Annotated in this window: 16 protein-coding genes; 12 read left to right on the top strand and 4 right to left on the bottom strand. The window is 36.6% G+C overall.

Annotated elements, in window-relative coordinates; all coding sequences use genetic code 11:
* Positions 1–44 precede the first annotated feature (44 nt).
* The 7 genes from cdaA (at position 45) to DAY19_RS12585 (ending at position 6,470) form a co-directional block, all read left to right on the top strand.
* On the top strand, positions 45–851 hold the full coding sequence (gene cdaA / locus DAY19_RS12615) for a diadenylate cyclase CdaA (protein WP_115362997.1): 807 nt from the start codon (positions 45–47) through the stop codon (positions 849–851).
* 2 nt (positions 852–853) lie between these two features.
* The gene (locus DAY19_RS12610; RefSeq protein ID WP_115362995.1) at positions 854–1,786 is read left to right on the top strand and encodes a CdaR family protein; all 933 of its coding nucleotides are present in this window, start codon (positions 854–856) and stop codon (positions 1,784–1,786) included.
* 1 nt (position 1,787) lies between these two features.
* Positions 1,788–3,152, top strand: a complete 1,365-nt coding sequence (gene glmM / locus DAY19_RS12605) for a phosphoglucosamine mutase (protein ID WP_115362993.1) — start codon at positions 1,788–1,790, stop codon at positions 3,150–3,152.
* The gene (locus tag DAY19_RS12600; protein WP_115362991.1) at positions 3,152–3,916 is read left to right on the top strand and encodes a pyridoxine 5'-phosphate synthase; all 765 of its coding nucleotides are present in this window, start codon (positions 3,152–3,154) and stop codon (positions 3,914–3,916) included. The genes glmM and DAY19_RS12600 overlap by 1 nt, the downstream gene beginning before the upstream one ends.
* A 76-nt stretch (positions 3,917–3,992) precedes the next feature.
* Positions 3,993–4,448, top strand: a complete 456-nt coding sequence (gene tsaE / locus DAY19_RS12595; protein WP_158536898.1) for a tRNA (adenosine(37)-N6)-threonylcarbamoyltransferase complex ATPase subunit type 1 TsaE — start codon at positions 3,993–3,995, stop codon at positions 4,446–4,448.
* A 320-nt stretch (positions 4,449–4,768) separates the two neighbouring features.
* Complete coding sequence (locus DAY19_RS12590) at positions 4,769–5,332, top strand: Rrf2 family transcriptional regulator (protein WP_115362987.1); 564 nt, start codon at positions 4,769–4,771, stop codon at positions 5,330–5,332.
* Positions 5,316–6,470 carry a cysteine desulfurase family protein gene (locus DAY19_RS12585; protein WP_115362985.1) on the top strand — a complete coding sequence of 385 codons (1,155 nt, stop codon included), beginning with the start codon at positions 5,316–5,318 and terminating at the stop codon, positions 6,468–6,470. Before DAY19_RS12590 ends, DAY19_RS12585 begins: the two co-directional genes overlap by 17 nt.
* 302 nt (positions 6,471–6,772) lie before the next feature.
* Here DAY19_RS12585 and DAY19_RS12580 read toward each other — a convergent pair whose 3' ends face one another.
* The 3 genes from DAY19_RS12580 to DAY19_RS12570 all read right to left on the bottom strand — a co-directional run bounded on the left by DAY19_RS12580 (position 6,773) and on the right by DAY19_RS12570 (position 9,270).
* The gene (locus DAY19_RS12580) at positions 6,773–7,234 is read right to left on the bottom strand and encodes an ankyrin repeat domain-containing protein (protein WP_115362983.1); all 462 of its coding nucleotides are present in this window, start codon (positions 7,232–7,234) and stop codon (positions 6,773–6,775) included.
* Positions 7,227–8,564: a D-alanyl-D-alanine carboxypeptidase gene (locus DAY19_RS12575; protein WP_115362981.1), complete on the bottom strand. Its 1,338-nt coding sequence runs from the start codon at positions 8,562–8,564 to the stop codon at positions 7,227–7,229. The genes DAY19_RS12580 and DAY19_RS12575 overlap by 8 nt, the downstream gene beginning before the upstream one ends.
* 70 nt (positions 8,565–8,634) lie before the next feature.
* Entirely contained in the window at positions 8,635–9,270 is a 636-nt protein-coding gene (locus DAY19_RS12570) for a MarC family protein (protein WP_115362979.1), read from the bottom strand.
* Between the two features lie 85 nt (positions 9,271–9,355).
* Between DAY19_RS12570 and DAY19_RS12565 the strand changes: the two genes are divergently transcribed.
* Positions 9,356–9,856, top strand: coding sequence for a DUF805 domain-containing protein (locus DAY19_RS12565; protein WP_115362977.1), 501 nt, complete (start codon positions 9,356–9,358; stop codon positions 9,854–9,856).
* Positions 9,857–10,242: 386 nt separating this feature from the next.
* Here DAY19_RS12565 and DAY19_RS12560 read toward each other — a convergent pair whose 3' ends face one another.
* Entirely contained in the window at positions 10,243–10,938 is a 696-nt protein-coding gene (locus DAY19_RS12560; protein WP_115362975.1) for a hypothetical protein, read from the bottom strand.
* 255 nt (positions 10,939–11,193) lie between these two features.
* Here DAY19_RS12560 and fusA point away from each other — a divergent pair, with 255 nt between their 5' ends.
* From fusA to DAY19_RS12540, 4 genes are all read left to right on the top strand, one after another.
* Positions 11,194–13,359, top strand: coding sequence for an elongation factor G (fusA, locus tag DAY19_RS12555; RefSeq protein ID WP_115362973.1), 2,166 nt, complete (start codon positions 11,194–11,196; stop codon positions 13,357–13,359).
* 325 nt (positions 13,360–13,684) lie between these two features.
* Positions 13,685–14,200, top strand: coding sequence for a hypothetical protein (locus DAY19_RS12550; RefSeq protein WP_115362971.1), 516 nt, complete (start codon positions 13,685–13,687; stop codon positions 14,198–14,200).
* Between the two features lie 87 nt (positions 14,201–14,287).
* Entirely contained in the window at positions 14,288–15,187 is a 900-nt protein-coding gene (locus DAY19_RS12545; RefSeq protein WP_115362969.1) for a LysR family transcriptional regulator, read from the top strand.
* 2 nt (positions 15,188–15,189) lie between these two features.
* Complete coding sequence (locus DAY19_RS12540) at positions 15,190–16,251, top strand: tRNA nucleotidyltransferase/poly(A) polymerase family protein (protein WP_115362967.1); 1,062 nt, start codon at positions 15,190–15,192, stop codon at positions 16,249–16,251.
* The last annotated feature ends 58 nt before the right edge of the window (positions 16,252–16,309 follow it).

Raw genomic sequence — 16,309 nt, 5'->3', positions numbered from 1 at the left:
TAAACTCCAAACATTTAATATTATTAATAATAAAAGAATTATATATGACTTTATTCTCCACGCTATTAAAGCAGCTCAGTATAAAAGACTTTTTCGATATGGGAATTGTCGCTTTTATGATCTATCAAGTATTAAAGATTGTAAAAGGTACCAGAGCAATTCAAGTATTATTGGGGATGGTTTTTTTGGCCATTCTTTACTTCTTAGGAATTAACTATAATCTCTACACTGTTAATTGGATTCTAGAACACTTTTTTGATTATATTTTCATCATTTTCATCGTTATCTTTCAAGATCAATTACGAGCAGCACTTGCGACTGTTGGTACTGGACGTAAGATGTTTAACTTCTTCGATCGTTCTCCTGTTAATTACGACCTTGAAGAAGTTATAAAAAGTGTCACGGCATTATCAAAAGAGAGAACTGGTGCACTAATTGTTGTTGAAAGAAAAAATGGACTACAAAATTATATCGACACTGGAACTGTCTTAGATGCTCAGGTTCACTCTGATTTAATTTATTCAATTTTCCAAACGATTTCTCCACTTCATGATGGAGCAATCATTTTACGTGCTGGAAAGATTCTGGCCGCTGGATGTTTTCTTCCTCTATCTAAGAATATTGAAATTGACCGCCACTTTGGTACACGCCACAGGGCCGCTCTTGGTATCTCAGAAGTTTCAGATGCTATTGTAATTATCGTTAGTGAAGAGACTGGAAAAATCAAACTTTGCTATAATGGAGAGTTCTTATATTGTCATAACGAAAACGAATTACGTGTACTTCTTAAGAAAGCTTGGTCAGGTAAAAGGCTTGATTCACAAACTCATCTTACAGGACAGGGAGTTTAGAGATGTTACGTAAAATTGAAAATAGTCGACTATTTGAATTCTTACAAAACCAATTTCTTATCCTAACAAGTTTAGCGCTGGCCGTTTTTCTATGGTTCTACGTTGTAAACTCTGAGCCAATTGAAACTGAGAGGATCTATAATCTAAGTGTGCTTCCTGCAACAAGTGTTGATGTTACATCTGTTTCTGCAAAAGAGATTCATGTCAAACTAAAAGGTGCAAGGGCCTTTTTAAAGGACTTTCATGGTGATGATCATTTAAAGTTTCAAATTGATTTGAAGAAATTGAAGGTAAAGCGCAATACTAAAAGAATAAAGTATACGATTAAGGATAGTGATCTGGTTGTCCCTTTTGGTGTTGAAGTTGTAGAAATTTCTCCAAAATATGTAACCATAAACCTTGATAAACTCATTTATAAGAATGTCCCAGTAAAATTAAATTATACAAATAATCTCCCGAAGGACTTAAAACTTATTTCGGCCGATATAGAGCCTTCTAAAGTTAGAATTGAAGGAGCAAGAGATATTATGCGAGGAGTAGGGCTTGTTAAAACTCGTATGATTGATCTATCTGAGTACACTGGACAAGGTGAGGCCCAAGTTGAACTTGAAGAGCTGCCAGACTTCTTAAGATACGGGGAAAAGAATATCGTAAAGTTTAAATATGATATTAGGCCGCAAAAAGCCAATTTAACATTAAAGAATATTCCTATTCTCTTTGTCGCACCTAATATTAAATTTCGCTCTCGAGTGAGAAAAGTTTCCCTAGATGTATTAAAGACAGGAAATGATAAAATTAAAGAAAGTGATATAAAGATTTATGCAGATATTCCTGCAGATATGGGCAAAAGTGCAAATATTCGTTTAAGGGCCGAACTCCCGGATGATGTGCACTTATTAAAAATACACCCAGAAGTAATAAAAGTGAGTCGTTAAAATGAGTGAAAGAAAATTATTTGGAACAGATGGAATTAGAGGAAAAGCTAATATTTACCCAATGGTTCCTGAGATCGCAACGGCACTAGGCCGTGCAGTAACATTTTATTTTCAAAAGAAAAATGAAAATAAGAAAGCACCTCTAATCATTATCGGAAAAGATACTCGTTTAAGCTGCTATATGATTGAACAAGCTTTCTCTGCTGGAGTACTTTCTCAAGGTGGACGAGTCATTTTTACGGGACCTCTTCCAACTCCTGGCGTGGCTTTTGTTACAACTTCCATGAGAGCAGATGCTGGAATTATGATTTCGGCCTCTCATAATGATTTTGATGATAATGGAATTAAAATATTTGATGCTCATGGTTTTAAGCTTCCTGATGAAGTTGAGCTTGAGCTTGAAGAACTAGTGTTAAATCCTAAGCTTATCCCGCCAAAGGTTGGTGGTGAAATTGGCCGTGCTAAGAGGTTAGAAGGTGTTGAAGGACGATACGTTGTTCACGTGAAATCAGCAATTGCTGAAGAATGTGACCTTACTGGAATGAGAGTCGTTGTAGATAGTGCCAATGGTGCTAGTTATAAAGTCGCTCCTCTTGTTATGAGTGAGCTTGGTGCAGAAGTTTTTTCAATTGGAGTAAATCCAAACGGTGAAAATATTAATTTAAATTGTGGAAGTCTTCATCCTTCAGAGGCTGCAAATGAAGTTGTAAAGCTTCGTGCTGACATTGGCTTCTGTCTTGATGGTGATGCTGATCGTATTCAGGTGATTGATAAGAACGGTGGACTAATTGATGGTGACCGACTAATTGGAATTTTTGCTAAGTTACTTCTAGATCAAGGTAAACTTAAAAAGGGAGACACTGTTGTTGGTACAATAATGTCGAACTTAGGACTTGAGAATTATCTGAAGAAACTTGGCCTTAACTTTCATCGCACTAAAGTTGGTGATCGCTATATCATGGAATATATGAAGAGCGAAAATGCCCTTTTAGGTGGTGAGCCTTCTGGTCATATCATCTTCCTAGAGCATGCAACGACAGGGGATGGAACACTTGCTGCACTTAAGGCCATTGAAGCAACTTTCTACTTTAAGAAATCAATCAATGAACTTTCTGAAGAAATTGAATTATATCCTCAAATCCTTAAGAATGTTTCAGTTTCTCAAAAGAAAAGCATTGAAGAGATGCCTGGCTTTGAAAAAGAATTAAGAGCTTGTGAGGAAGAGCTTGGAAATGAAGGGCGTGTTATTTTCCGTTATTCAGGAACAGAGCCTCTTGCTCGAGTTATGGTTGAAGGAAAGAGCAGTGCTCTAATTGAAGCGGTATGTGATCGTCTGGTTGCCGCTCTTAAAAAGGAAATAGCGTAATGAGTACAAAGAATATAGCTAGATTAGGTGTTAATATTGATCATGTTGCAACCTTAAGACAACAACGCGATGAAGGTTATCCAAGCGTTGCCGATGCAGCTGCTCATGTATTAAAGGCCGGTGCGGATCAAATTACAATTCACCTAAGAGAAGATCGAAGACATATTCAAGATACTGACTTAACAAGTGTTATGGCCGTAACAAAACGCTATGAAAAACCACTTAATTTAGAAATAGGATGTGCCAAAGAGATTGTTGAGATAGCAGCAGACTTTAGGCCAGAGTGGATTTGTCTTGTTCCTGAAAAAAGGGAAGAGAAGACAACTGAAGGTGGTCTTGATCTATTGAGTGATAACTTTTCTAAGGTACAAGATTCAATGAATTATCTTCGCGAAAAGACACCAAATACGAAAATTTCACTCTTTGTAGAAGCTGATACTAAAGTAATGCAAAGATGTATTGACTTGAAGGCTGATGCTGTAGAAATTCACACAGGTGCTTATGCAATCGACTTTTTAAAAGAAGGTGACTTAAATCCTCATTTAGAAAAATATGTTCAATGCTTCAATTATCTTAAAGATAGTGGGGTTTCCTTCCATGCTGGTCATGGCCTTACGATGGAGAGTGTAAAACCTCTTTTAGAGCAGGGTTTATTTGTTGAATATAATATTGGTCACTGGATTGTATCTCAGGCCGTCTTTAGCGGAATAGCTAATGTGACCTCTGATATGCTTAATTTGTTTAGAAACCATCCAATTAAGTAAGGAATGCTTTTCCTTTCGTTGCTTTAAAAATTTTAATCGTTGAAAATATTCTTAAATGAATTTTAAGGAGAAACCGTTGTTTGACTACAAAGACGTTAGACATTGGAAGAAAGTTTACCAAAGCGATATTTCAAATATTATTGTCGAATTAAAAGAATCATTAAAAGAGCCAGCAATCGTTGTTTTAAATGGGCCAGTTGGTGCAGGTAAGACAACTTTTACAAATATTTTTCTTGGTGAAGATAATTCTGGATCTCCAACATATTCTCTAATCAATGATTGCGGAGAAGTTGTCCATGCTGACTTCTATCGTCTTGAAACAGCAGAAGAGATCATGCATTTAGAACTTCCTATGTACTTAGAAGAGAAGAAGTACTTTCTAGTAGAATGGGGAAAAGACTATATTCGTGATATTTATCGTGAACTCTCAGATGATTTCCATTATTTTCAATTAGACATTGAAAGCAATGAAGTTAAAGATGGACACGATGAAGCCTCAAGAAACTACTTTCTGAAAAAAATTATTTTTTAACATCTTCTAACAAGTGGGCAGAAATAACCGAGTAAGTCTGTTTTTAAATAGATTTACTTGCCTCTTTTTCACCTTCAAGTGTCTGAATTTATTAGCTTTCTATAGATATATTAAATGAAAAATATTTTTTCATAATAATTGATTAAATCGAGTTGACTTTAAGTCTGATGGGCTGACATAATATTTAGGAAGAAAGATTTTATAGATAAGGTCTTTCAAGGAAAGGATAGCATGGAAAGCGACTCCTGATTAGCACACACTTGCTTAAAGTATAAAAAACTAATTTTTTATTTAACATTTGGATTTATGGAGGAAGACCAATGAGACTCACTTCGAAAGGACGCTACGCAGTTAGAGCAATGCTTGATCTAACTACAAACAGCAACGGTAACCCTGTTAGACTACAGGAAATTTCAGAAAGACAAAACATTTCACTACACTATCTTGAGCAGCTTTTTAGAAAGCTAAGAAATGGTCAAGCAGTTAAGTCTGTAAGAGGACCAGGTGGTGGTTATGTTCTTGCTCGTTCGATGGAAGAAATTACAATTAAAGATGTTCTTGAATGTGTTGGTGAAAACATCAACCCTGCTAAGGATATTCTTGGAACAGAAGCTGAACAAGCAAATACAGTAGAGTTCCACCTATCAAAGAATTATTTCCAAAACCTTGGTTTCATTATGAGCGAATACCTATCGACAACTTCTTTAGGTGACCTTATTAGAAAATCAGGTGAGGTTGAGTCTGAAGTAAGAGGTAACGAAGAGCGCACTAATGAGCAACCTTCACAAACAGTTGAAGCTCAAACTCAAAGCACATCTACAGAAAGTGCATTTAGCGAGTACGCTTCAGGAATCAGATCAGGCTTAGGTGAAATTAATCAATAATTGTCTTTATCTAGATTATAATGCTACGGCCCCCTTAGTGAAACCAGTTGAAGATTGGCTCACTAAGGGGGCCGCATGCTTTGGTAATCCGGCCTCTACCCATCAATTAGGTAGAAAGTCGAAATCTCTTATCAATGCAACAATTGATACAATTCAATCCACTTTTAATGCTAAGGAATACGATGTCTTCTTTCACTCAGGTGCAACAGAGGCCATTAATAGTGTTGTAAAAGGCTTTAGCTTCAATTCATTAAAAGCAAAGAGGCCATTTCATGTTCTATGCTTTGATAGCGATCATTCTAGTATGGTCAATCAAAGAGAGCACGTAGAAATATTAGGTGGTACGTTTCAAGTGCTAAATACTAAGGATGGTGACTTCAATAAAGAAGAAGTTATTAAGGCCTTAAAAGGACTTGAGGGTGATAAGCTTATTAATTTCACTTACGTAAATAATGAAAGCGGTGTTGTTTGGGATTTAAATGAAGTGTTGGAGATAAAGAATGAGACAGGTGCAACTGTCCATATTGATTGTGTTCAACTTGTTTCTAAGGTTAAAGATTGGCAAAAGCTTCCTTTAGGTCTTGATTACTATACATTTTCTGGCCACAAATTTGGTGCCATGAAAAGTGTTGGCTTTACCCTTATCTCGACAAAGTCTAATTGGACTCCACTTATACGTGGAGGCGGTCAACAAAAGGCCATGCGTTCGGGAACGGAGAATGCATTTGGTACAAATACTATTAAGCTAGCTCTTGAATACAATCTTGAAAAATTTGATTACGATAAAGTAAATAATGCCAAAGTCGAAATTGAAAAATGGTTATTAGAAAACTTTAATAATGAGATTACGGTAATAGGTGCTAATGCTAAAGGCCGTAATGCCACGACAATCTTCTTTAGTATAGGTGATCGAGATATTAATACTCTTATGATGGCACTTGATATGGCCGGTATCTGCGGATCAAGTGGCTCAGCATGCGCATCTGGTATCATAAAGCCTTCTCGAGTGGCAAAGGCCTATGGATTAGATGATATTTCTTCGACTAATGTTCTACGATTATCTCTTTCTCCGTTCACAGAAAACTCTAGTGAGATCATTCAAAAGCTAGAACCCGTTCTATCTAAATTCCTAAAATAATCTCCGCATGATGCAATGCAGTGTGCGCTTTGGCATCAAGGAACTATTTTGAAATGAGTTCATTTTGACCTCAGGACGCATTATGCACCTCGATTAACTATTTGAATTTACTTGAGTGAATCAGTTCAAAAGTTGGCACGTGCATTGCTTTAATTAAAGTATCAATGGTTGGATGGCCTTGGTTCTTTAAAAAGAGTCCCACTTAACACTTCTACCGACCATGCTGAAAAACAAGAATTTGTTTTTTTCTCTTGCTCTAAAATCCTACCTTTTCTTTTAAAGTACAAGCCAAGGCCCCATTTTTATTTTGCACCAGAATCAATAAGAATATTTATACACTCTTCATTTCCATTTCTCTTGGCATAATCAAGTGCACTTTTATTGTGAGTATCTTTCATATTTAAATCGGCCCCCGCTTCAATTAGGGCCATAAGAATTTTAGGGTTACAATTTAAACTCTTATCCATTGCCATGGTAAACTTTCGATTATTAAAGATTATATTTGGATTTGCCCCTGCTTTTAATGCATGAATAACTTCTTCGTCATCCTCCATCGCTAGGCTTGCAATTAAGGCCTCATCAAAATTTTTATAATTGCTATGATTTTTTATATTAGTGCGCTCTAATTCTTTTCTACTCTCTCTTGAGATTTCAATAGGAACAGGAGACTCGAACGTTGTATTAGCGGCCTTTGTTCCGTTACGAGAAATATAAGTAGCAAGACCTATAAAAAATATGACAAGTGGAATGGTAAGTTTATTCAAGTAGCACTGCCTCTGATAATTTTAGTGGGAAGAATTGTTTTGGCCTTTTGTAGATAAGAGGTTTTGCTCCTCCAAATTCTTCAATTAAATATTCTGTCATAAGATCTTGAACAATTTTTGCATTATATTGTTCGCTTCCATTGGCCTTATATACATGATGAAAGAAGCCAAAGAATATATCTCCTGATTTCGTCTTTAGCTTACCTGCTAGAGACTTTGTATTCATTAGAGTTCCTGTCTTGGCCATTATTGATCCTAGGTTTCGACGTGCATTTAAGCGATTGGCCAATGTTCCTATATCAACTCCAGCAACTGGTAATATATCGCTAAGCCCTTTACCATAGTCTGCTAATTCTAACTCTAATTGTTCATATGCTTTAACTATAATTGCACAAGTTGCGTAATTATCAACACGCTCATCATTGATCTTTGAATCTAGGCCTGAGCCTGTGTAGAGTAGTGCATGGGGCTCTTGATCTTTAAATCCAATTCGTTTTTGGTAGTAGTCGTTTCCAAATGATTCTTCAGCTAAATTTTCTAGAAACCAGTCTCCATATGATCTTGCGCCAAAGCTTCGATAAGTTATATCTGCAAGCCAATTATGCGACACTGAGTTTTGATACTTAAGATAAGTCAGCAGTTTTGGAGCAGTCAGTGTGAAATTGTAATTATAATCAATCAAAGGAATTCTTGTGCTGTAGAAAACTCTTTTAGTACTCATTTTGTAATCAGAATATCTTGAAGAGATTCCAAGATCGTTAAGTATTTCAGACGGAGTATTTTTTAGAAATCTTCTTAGTCTCGATTGAATGTCCTTATTAGTATCTAAATTGAAATATTCTTCAAGTTGCTCAATATTATATTCTTTTGAATACCACGCTTCGCTCATACTCATGCGTGAGTATAGTGCAATTGCAAATATTGGAGTGTAGTTATCAAAACTTAAATTATCTAGTTCTGTTATTCCCAAAGCATTTAATCTGCCTATTAGATAGAAGATTTTATCTTCGTTAAACATGCCATCATCAGATCCAATAAGATGTATATTTCTTCCATCGGAAATGACTTCTGTTTGATGCTCATAGTTTGGTCCTTGTGTTTTTAAGGCCATTAGACTTGTTAGAGGTTTTGAAGTGGATGCTAGCCTCGCTTTTAGATGGGCCGTTTTTCCGTATATTTCTCCATTGTAGAGATAGCAAAATCCATGTTCCTTACTATCAAGACCAAATTCTTTAGAGAGCTCTAACCATTTATTGGCAATCTCATTGTGGATATTAGCATTTACACTAATGGCAAAAAGGAAAATGGATATAAGTTTGAACGAATTCATGAAGGGGAATTCTAGGTAATTTGGTCTCTTCGGTCAAGAGCTGATGCCTTTGTGCGTTATTAAGATTTTCTTAAAGTTGTGCTTTTAGAATTGGTAGAATTGATGCCAATCCATTTGTTATCATTTCAACAGACATGGCCAGGAGAAAGAGCCCCATGACACGTGTTGTTACATTGACACCAAGTTGGCCAACTTTTTCACTAATTGTATTCGCATTGATCAGAGCAATGTAGATACATAGAACGGCAAGAAATAGGATCGGAATACTTAAGGCCCAGTCAATTGGAGACGTCAGTTTTTGCGCGTAGATGATAGTCGTTGATATGGCCCCTGGTCCAGCAAGAAGTGGAATGGCCAAAGGTACTATTCCAATTTCACGAATTGAATCGTCATCCATTTCATCTTGTGTAAGTTTAGATTCAACGTCTTTTGCATTGATCATGGAAGTTGCCATGGAGAAAATAAGTATACCTCCTCCTACAGTAAAGGCCCCTATTGATATGCCAAAGAAGCTTAGAATTTTCTTTCCAATAAATAGAGAGATCACAAGAGTAACAAAGACGGCAATGGAACAAACTCGCACCATACTCTTTCTTTGAGTCTTTGAAAGATTCTTTGTCAGTCCCATAAACATTGGGAGTGCTCCAATTGGATTAACAACAGAGAGAAGGGCAACAAAGAATGAGATCATGTGAGCAGTTTTCATATTTAGATTATGACTGCTTTCAATAAATATTCAAGTTAGATTTTTTACGTATGTTATAATTTTATAAACTAATTTTGGGGGAGACGTGATTCTAGACTTTTTAACATTCAGAGGACATGGAGCGCGAAAAGAGTTTCTGATATTTGGGCTTATCTTTCCAGTAGTGATGACTCCAATTGTAATCTTCGGGCCTATTGCTGCTTTTCCTGGTGATAAAGGAGGGCTTTCTATGTCACCGTCTGGAGAGGTCTTGTTTGCTATTTTAATATGCTTTACTTTCTATATTCTAATCAGTTCATTTGTTAGAAGAACTAGAGATATATTCGGTAGATTCATGCCAGAGTATATATTGCTTGCTCATGGAACAATGATGATACCAATTATAGGACAACTTTTCTTGGCCGCATTTCTTGTTCTTTGTCCTGGTTTTATTTCAAGTGAATATACAAGAGTTGCTAAAAATAAGTATGTATTAAAATTCTTCTCCAATCGACTCGTTTCGATTACAGTTTCTTTGTTTGTTTTTCCAATCGCACCGGTTTTATTTTTTGTCGCTCAGTACTATTACAATTTAAGTAATCTGTAAAAAATAGGAAAATAGGTACGTCGATACTTTTCGACATTTCATAATGTTATGTGTTTAAATTTTGTTTTTTTATCATCTGGAAAGCTATTTCTATGTAACAAGAAGCATATTAGTAGGGTCCCTAATACAAAAGTCTAAAAAGAATAACTTTTATTAATATTAGATGCTTTAAAACTAAGCTCAATTGTTACTGTCTTGTGTATGTGATTGAAGTGTCGAAAAGTATCGACGTACCGGTTTGTGTTTTGTCTTGCAGGTGCTTTCCCATTGCTCCAGAGGCAACAAAGCCGGGCTTGAACCCGGCTTGTTGAATTAAGTATATTAGCTAAAGAATGGGGAGCTGTCGACGCGTCCAATAGTCTGCCTTTGGGCAGACAATGCCGCGTCTACTCATCAATTTTGTCCCAATCTAGATCATTTGAAATCGTTACACCTGAAATTGTTTTTTGAATATCCTTTTTAATAAAAGGGAAGTTGATTGCAGTCGGGTTAAAAGGCTCTAGAACTCCTTCTTCTAACACTTCATCAAAAGCGATAAAGATTGATTTTGGAGAAGCTTCAACTAAGTGTGAAAAGTAGAAGTCTTCAGGAAGCTCTGGAATATCAATTTTGATATCCTCTTCTTCACGCCCTTCTAAGATTGCTTCATTCATTGCCGCTTCTGCTTGTAGTGCCATGATTTGTTTAACTGGAGACTCTTCAGTCGTGTCACGAACAATAATTGATCCTTTGATATTTGCAGGATTTAGATTCTTCGTTAGGTTCCAGCTAGCAATATTGAAGAAGTCTAAATAGAAAGTAGACTTTCCATATTTGATCTTTCTTGGAATCTGTAATTGCTGTAAGAATTTACGCGTTGATTCATCTTTTGACTTACGAGCAAGCTTTTGTGCTAACTTCGCATCCTGAACTCGAATGATGTAAGCTCCGGCCTCTTTTGTCGATCTAAATAGCATATATTGGAACGCCACACTAAAGAGGGTATATAATTTATGTTGGGCCAAGTGTACTAATTGTGCATCGCTTTCAACTAGTGTTTTTACTGATTCGTACAGATCTTGTTTGCTTAACTGTGAAGACATACGTTTATTCCTTAATTTTAGTGTGAAAATTTTTTTAAGAACTACGTCATTTTTTGTCAACCGCTTTTATCAAAAATAAATACTTAAATATTCTTTGTTTTGGCCGTAAAAAAGCCTTATAACTCGTTGACTTGAATGGCTTTTTTCTCTAATATGCAACACTGATTATTTTGTATTTAAGGTATCTGTAAATTTGGACATCCATATTTATTTGGACTCTTTTAAAATATTAACAACCTCAAAACGGAGTTAAGAATGGTTAACAACAAATTGATGGCGAAAACGAGAAACATTGGTATCTCGGCTCACATCGACTCTGGTAAGACAACTCTTACAGAGCGTATCCTTTTCTATTGTGACATGATCCACAAAATCGAAGATGTTCGTGGTGGTGGTGCTGGTGCAACTATGGACCACATGGAACTTGAGAAGGAAAAAGGTATTACAATTACATCTGCTGCAACGACAGTTCACTGGAAAGGTATCGAAGGTAAAGGTACGACATTTGCTGATGGTATCGATAAAGATACTCGTGTAAATATCATTGATACTCCGGGTCACGTTGACTTCACAGTTGAGGTTGAAAGATCACTACGTGTTCTTGATGGTGCTATCCTTGTTCTTTGTTCTGTTTCTGGTGTTCAGTCACAGTCAATTACAGTTGATAGACAGATGAAAAGATATAACGTTCCTAGAATGGCTTTCTTAAACAAGATGGACCGTATGGGAGCGAATGCATTCAATGGTAGAGATGCTCTTAAAGAAAAACTAAACCACAATGCTGTACTTATGCAATGTCCAATCGGTGCAGAAGACGAATTCGTTGGTGCTGTAGACCTAATTACAAGAAAAGCATGGTACTACGACGGTGATAACGGTGAAAAAGTTAGAATCGAAGACTGTCCAGCTGATCTAGTGGATAAAGTAGAAGAGCTTAGATCTGAAATGGTTGACGCTGTTGCTGAATTTGATGATGACGTAATGGAAGCATACCTAGAAGGTAATGAGCCAACTGAAGAACAACTTCACCTATGTATCAAAAAAGGTGTTCAATCTCTTCAACTTACTCCAGTTTACATGGGGTCAGCTTTCAAGAACAAAGGTGTACAAGCACTTCTTGAAGCAGTTGCTAGATACCTTCCTTCACCACTTACTTGTGCTCTTCCAACAGCTGTTGATTCAGAAACTGAAGAAACTGTTACGATCACTCCAGATCCAGAACAAGATCTACTTGCGATGGCATTCAAGATCACTGATGAGCAATTCGGTCAGCTGACTTATACAAGAATCTATAGAGGTACACTAAATAAAGGTGATACTGTTTACAATACAAGAACAGGTAAGAAAGTTCGTATCGGACGTATGGTTCGTATGAACTCTAACGATAGAGAGAATATCGATTCAGCTCACGCTGGTGACATCATCGCTATCGTTGGTATCGACTGTGCATCAGGGGATACTTTCGTTGGTAACGACGATAATATGAACCTATCACTAGAAGGTATTCACGTTCCAATCCCAGTTATCGAGCTATCGATTTCTTGTAAGGATAAGAACGAGCAAGCTAAAATGTCTAAAGGTCTTGCTAAATTCCTTAAAGAAGACCCGACTTTCCACGTATACACTGATGAAGAATCAGGTGAAACACGTATCGCTGGTATGGGTGAGCTACACCTTGAGATCTACGTAGAGAGACTTAAGCGTGAGTTCGGTGCTAACGTTGAAGTTGGTGCTCCACAGGTTAACTACCGTGAAACAATCAGAACTGAAGCAGCTTTTGATTACACTCACAAGAAGCAAACTGGTGGTTCTGGTCAATTCGGTCAAGTTGTTGGTCTACTTAAGCCACTTGCTGAAGAAGATAAGGATAAAGAAGATCAAGTATTTAAGTTCAATAACGAAATTAAAGGTGGATCAATTCCTAACGAATTTATTGGTGCCTGTGAAAAAGGTTTCCAAGACGTTATGGACAAAGGTCCTCTTGCTGCATTCCCAGTTATTAACTGTGAAATCTTCCTAAGAGACGGTAAGTCACACGACGTTGACTCTTCTGATATGGCCTTCCGTATTGCTTCTAGACAAGCGATGAGACAAGCTATCAACAAAGCACAACCAGTTCTTCTAGAGCCAGTTATGAAAGTTGAAGTTACAACTCCAGATGAATTCCAAGGTTCTGTAATTGGTGACCTTTCTTCAAGAAGAGGGATGATCCAAGGTTCAGAAACTGATCCAGGTGGAGAAGTTATCATCAATGCTGAGGTACCACTTTCAGAAATGTTTGGTTACTCAAATGACCTAAGATCTATGTCTCAAGGTAAAGCATCATACACAATGGAATTTTCTCGTTACCTAGATTGTCCATCTAACATCCAAGAGGAAGTTATGAAGGCACGTAAAGAGAAACTTGCTAATGAGGATTAAAAATTAATATGCCCAAAGGCATATTGAATTTTTAATCTGCTCCCAGAGCTTGAAATTCAGATTTTCAATAAAGACGGCCGGTTTATACCGGCCGTTCTTTTTTCAGGAGCAATGGGAAGGTTGTCGTAGTAAAAGGGACGCTAGTCTAGCGCCCACCGTTTGAAATTCAAAATTAATTCAACAAGTCGGGTTCACGCCCGGCTTTGTTGTCTCAGGCGCAATGTGAAATCTGTCGTATAGTTATTGAACAGTGGCCAGAATTTAGACTACCTATCTAGTTATAAATCCGTTAAATTTCTGGCACTTAGATTGCAATTATAGAAGTGTGAAGAAACTTATCGTTACACTCATTCTTGCAAGCCTAAATGCTAGCGCCTTAGATATGACCTACATATTTGGTGGCATCACACCTCATATCCAGCGTCCAACAGGTGCTAATGCAAGGCCTCTGTGTAATGAGTTATCTCAAGGCAGCGGCGTTATTTATAATGAGCTCCATTCACTACGAATCAATTATGACTATGACTGGTCCACTGGACTACTTGTAGGTGAGAATTCGTATTGTGAGCCTATTTGGGGAGTGACACAAAGTTATAATCTCTATCGCAATCGTTATCTTGAATTTAATGCTACTGTCGGTTTCTATCACTTTGATGAAGATGGTTTTGATTTTAGTGAAGGTGCCTACTTTTCAAGAATTGGCTCGTTCTACTTTGTTCCTATTGCAGGAGTAGAGGCCAATATAAGTCTTTACAAGTCGAGGGACTTTCAAATATCCTTCATGAATCTCATTACACCTGTAATTACCAATCACGCAATCGGTGTAACTTTCAATTATTAGATATTTACATTATAGAGACAGAGATTTTGTTTACAAAACTCGTGTTTTGGTATAAGCTTCAACTTATACTTAAGATAAGGTTAAATTATGCTTGAAACTAGTCAATTACAAACTTTAGTGGCCGTAGCTCGTGCTGAAAGCTTTTCTCGCGCAGCAGAGGACTTGAATGTAACGCAATCAGCAATTTCTCAATCTGTTAAGAATTTAGAGAATAAAATTGGTGTGAAGGCATTTAAAAGAACAGGTAAGAAAGTCGTTCTTACTCAAGAAGGGGAGAGACTCTATGAGCTTGCTCAAAACTTTCTGGGTGAAATGGATGAGGCCTTAACTGAAATTAAAGATAATAAAGACGAAATGAAAGGACGTATTCGCATTGGTACCTTAACAGGTGTTGGTAAGTCTTGGCTTGCGCAAGAATTACTGAACTTTGCACTTAAAGAAGATGGACTTTCAATTCATATTTCTCTTGGATTCCAAGAAGACTTAATTAGAAGTTTTGAAGAAAATAAGATCGACTTCCTAGTACTTCCTGAAGGGGCCGTACCGAAGTCTGGTGAAAAACTTCTTCTAAGTGAAGAGGCAGTAACTCTAGTTTTTCCAAAGGGAAATCCTTTTAATATTACAAAGAACACGTCACTAGAAGAGCTTACTAGAATGCCTACTGTATTATTTGAACAAGGTGATAAGCTCTATCAAAATTGGTGTCTTGCTAAGTATGGAAAAAAGCCTAAGAAAGTAAATACTCGTTTTTCTGTTAACTCACATGGAAATATGCTCCAGGCCGTAAAAAATGGACTAGGAGTTGCTGTGGTTCCAAATCACGTTCTAAAGCGTTGGCATTATAAAGATGATATCGAAACATTGGGTAAGGCCTTTGAAGTGTCCCATGACCGTTTCTATATTGTATATCACAAGGATGCTACGGATCTTGTTAGAATCAGAAAGACAATAGAGATGCTAACAAAAGAACAGAATCCATTTCTTTAATCATGAAAGAATTTGATGTTAATAATATTCCAGCATCAATAAGAGAGTTCATTAAAGAGAATTATCGCAAAGGTTTTCGCTTCTGCTTAGTAGGTGGTTTTGTTAGAGACTGGGCCATTGGTAAGGAGAGTCTCGATTTTGATTTTGAAATAAGACATATTAATAATATGCAAGGTGAGGAGTGGATTGATTTCTTGAAATCTAGCTTTCCTTCGGCCGAGTATATCGGCATGGGTGTCATTAGAATACAACTTCCTGAATATGAAATTGAATTGTCTTCACCTCGAATTGAAGAGTTTGATGGAGGACTATCTCATAAGAATTTTACACCTCATTTTGATTCAACACTAAGTTATCTTGAATCTTTTAAAAGACGCGACCTTCGTATCAATGCTATTGGACTAGAGTTTAATTTAAAAGAGGAATTAAGCGCAACGATTGTGGATCCATATAATGGCCTTGATGAAATTTCAAATAAGGTATGTTCACATATAAATGATGATTTCTTTAAAGATCCAGTAAGGCTTCTTCGTGCAATTCGTTTCAGTGTAAACACTGGTTTTAAATTACAGTTAAGTGATTCATATAAACGCTTTAATCTATCAAAACTTACGCAATATTATTTTCAGTATGAGATAAGAAAGTGTAAGTCATCAGCGACTTTTGTCGATAATCTCGTCAAAGTTGTTTCTACTTACAATATCGCTCTTGTTAGTGAGCTTGTGCCAATTAAAGACTTTAAAAATCAATCGTTGCTATCAGAGACAAACTCTTATGAAGAGGTTCTGCTTTTTGACCTAGGCATAGTAGAAGAAGGGCCATTTAAGTTTCTTTCTATGAAAAGATCTCGTTATGCAAATCTCTGCCGCTTAAAGAAAGCAATCTTAGAAAAGGATGCTCTAGAATTCTTAGAGGCCCTTTCTAAAATTAAAGTGGATGATCGTTTTAAGTATTATGACTTAAAAGTTGAACTAGATAAGAGCTTAGATTCTGCCAGGTCAAAAGATGAACGAATTAGTACATTTAAGAGCTATTCGTCTAAGGCTTCGGCACTTTTTGCCTAAATAAGATACCACTAGATTTTCAATCTTAATATATGAGATAATAGAAGAAGGAAAATAC

The organism is Halobacteriovorax vibrionivorans (assembly GCF_003346865.1).
Lineage (GTDB): Bacteria > Bdellovibrionota > Bacteriovoracia > Bacteriovoracales > Bacteriovoracaceae > Halobacteriovorax_A > Halobacteriovorax_A vibrionivorans.
Note: the sequence above shows the minus strand (reverse complement) of the source record. Positions and strands in the feature narration are given on the sequence as shown.

Excerpts from the sequence above, each read along its gene's own strand:
- cdaA (WP_115362997.1), top strand. The coding sequence starts at position 45 with ATGACTTTATTCTCCACGCTATTAAAGCAGCTCAGTATAAAAGACTTT.
- DAY19_RS12610 (WP_115362995.1), top strand. The coding sequence starts at position 854 with ATGTTACGTAAAATTGAAAATAGTCGACTATTTGAATTCTTACAAAAC.
- glmM (WP_115362993.1), top strand. The coding sequence starts at position 1,788 with ATGAGTGAAAGAAAATTATTTGGAACAGATGGAATTAGAGGAAAAGCT.
- DAY19_RS12600 (WP_115362991.1), top strand. The coding sequence starts at position 3,152 with ATGAGTACAAAGAATATAGCTAGATTAGGTGTTAATATTGATCATGTT.
- DAY19_RS12590 (WP_115362987.1), top strand. The coding sequence starts at position 4,769 with ATGAGACTCACTTCGAAAGGACGCTACGCAGTTAGAGCAATGCTTGAT.
- DAY19_RS12575 (WP_115362981.1), bottom strand. The coding sequence starts at position 8,564 with ATGAATTCGTTCAAACTTATATCCATTTTCCTTTTTGCCATTAGTGTA.
- DAY19_RS12570 (WP_115362979.1), bottom strand. The coding sequence starts at position 9,270 with ATGAAAACTGCTCACATGATCTCATTCTTTGTTGCCCTTCTCTCTGTT.
- DAY19_RS12560 (WP_115362975.1), bottom strand. The coding sequence starts at position 10,938 with ATGTCTTCACAGTTAAGCAAACAAGATCTGTACGAATCAGTAAAAACA.
- fusA (WP_115362973.1), top strand. The coding sequence starts at position 11,194 with ATGGTTAACAACAAATTGATGGCGAAAACGAGAAACATTGGTATCTCG.
- DAY19_RS12545 (WP_115362969.1), top strand. The coding sequence starts at position 14,288 with ATGCTTGAAACTAGTCAATTACAAACTTTAGTGGCCGTAGCTCGTGCT.
- DAY19_RS12540 (WP_115362967.1), top strand. The coding sequence starts at position 15,190 with ATGAAAGAATTTGATGTTAATAATATTCCAGCATCAATAAGAGAGTTC.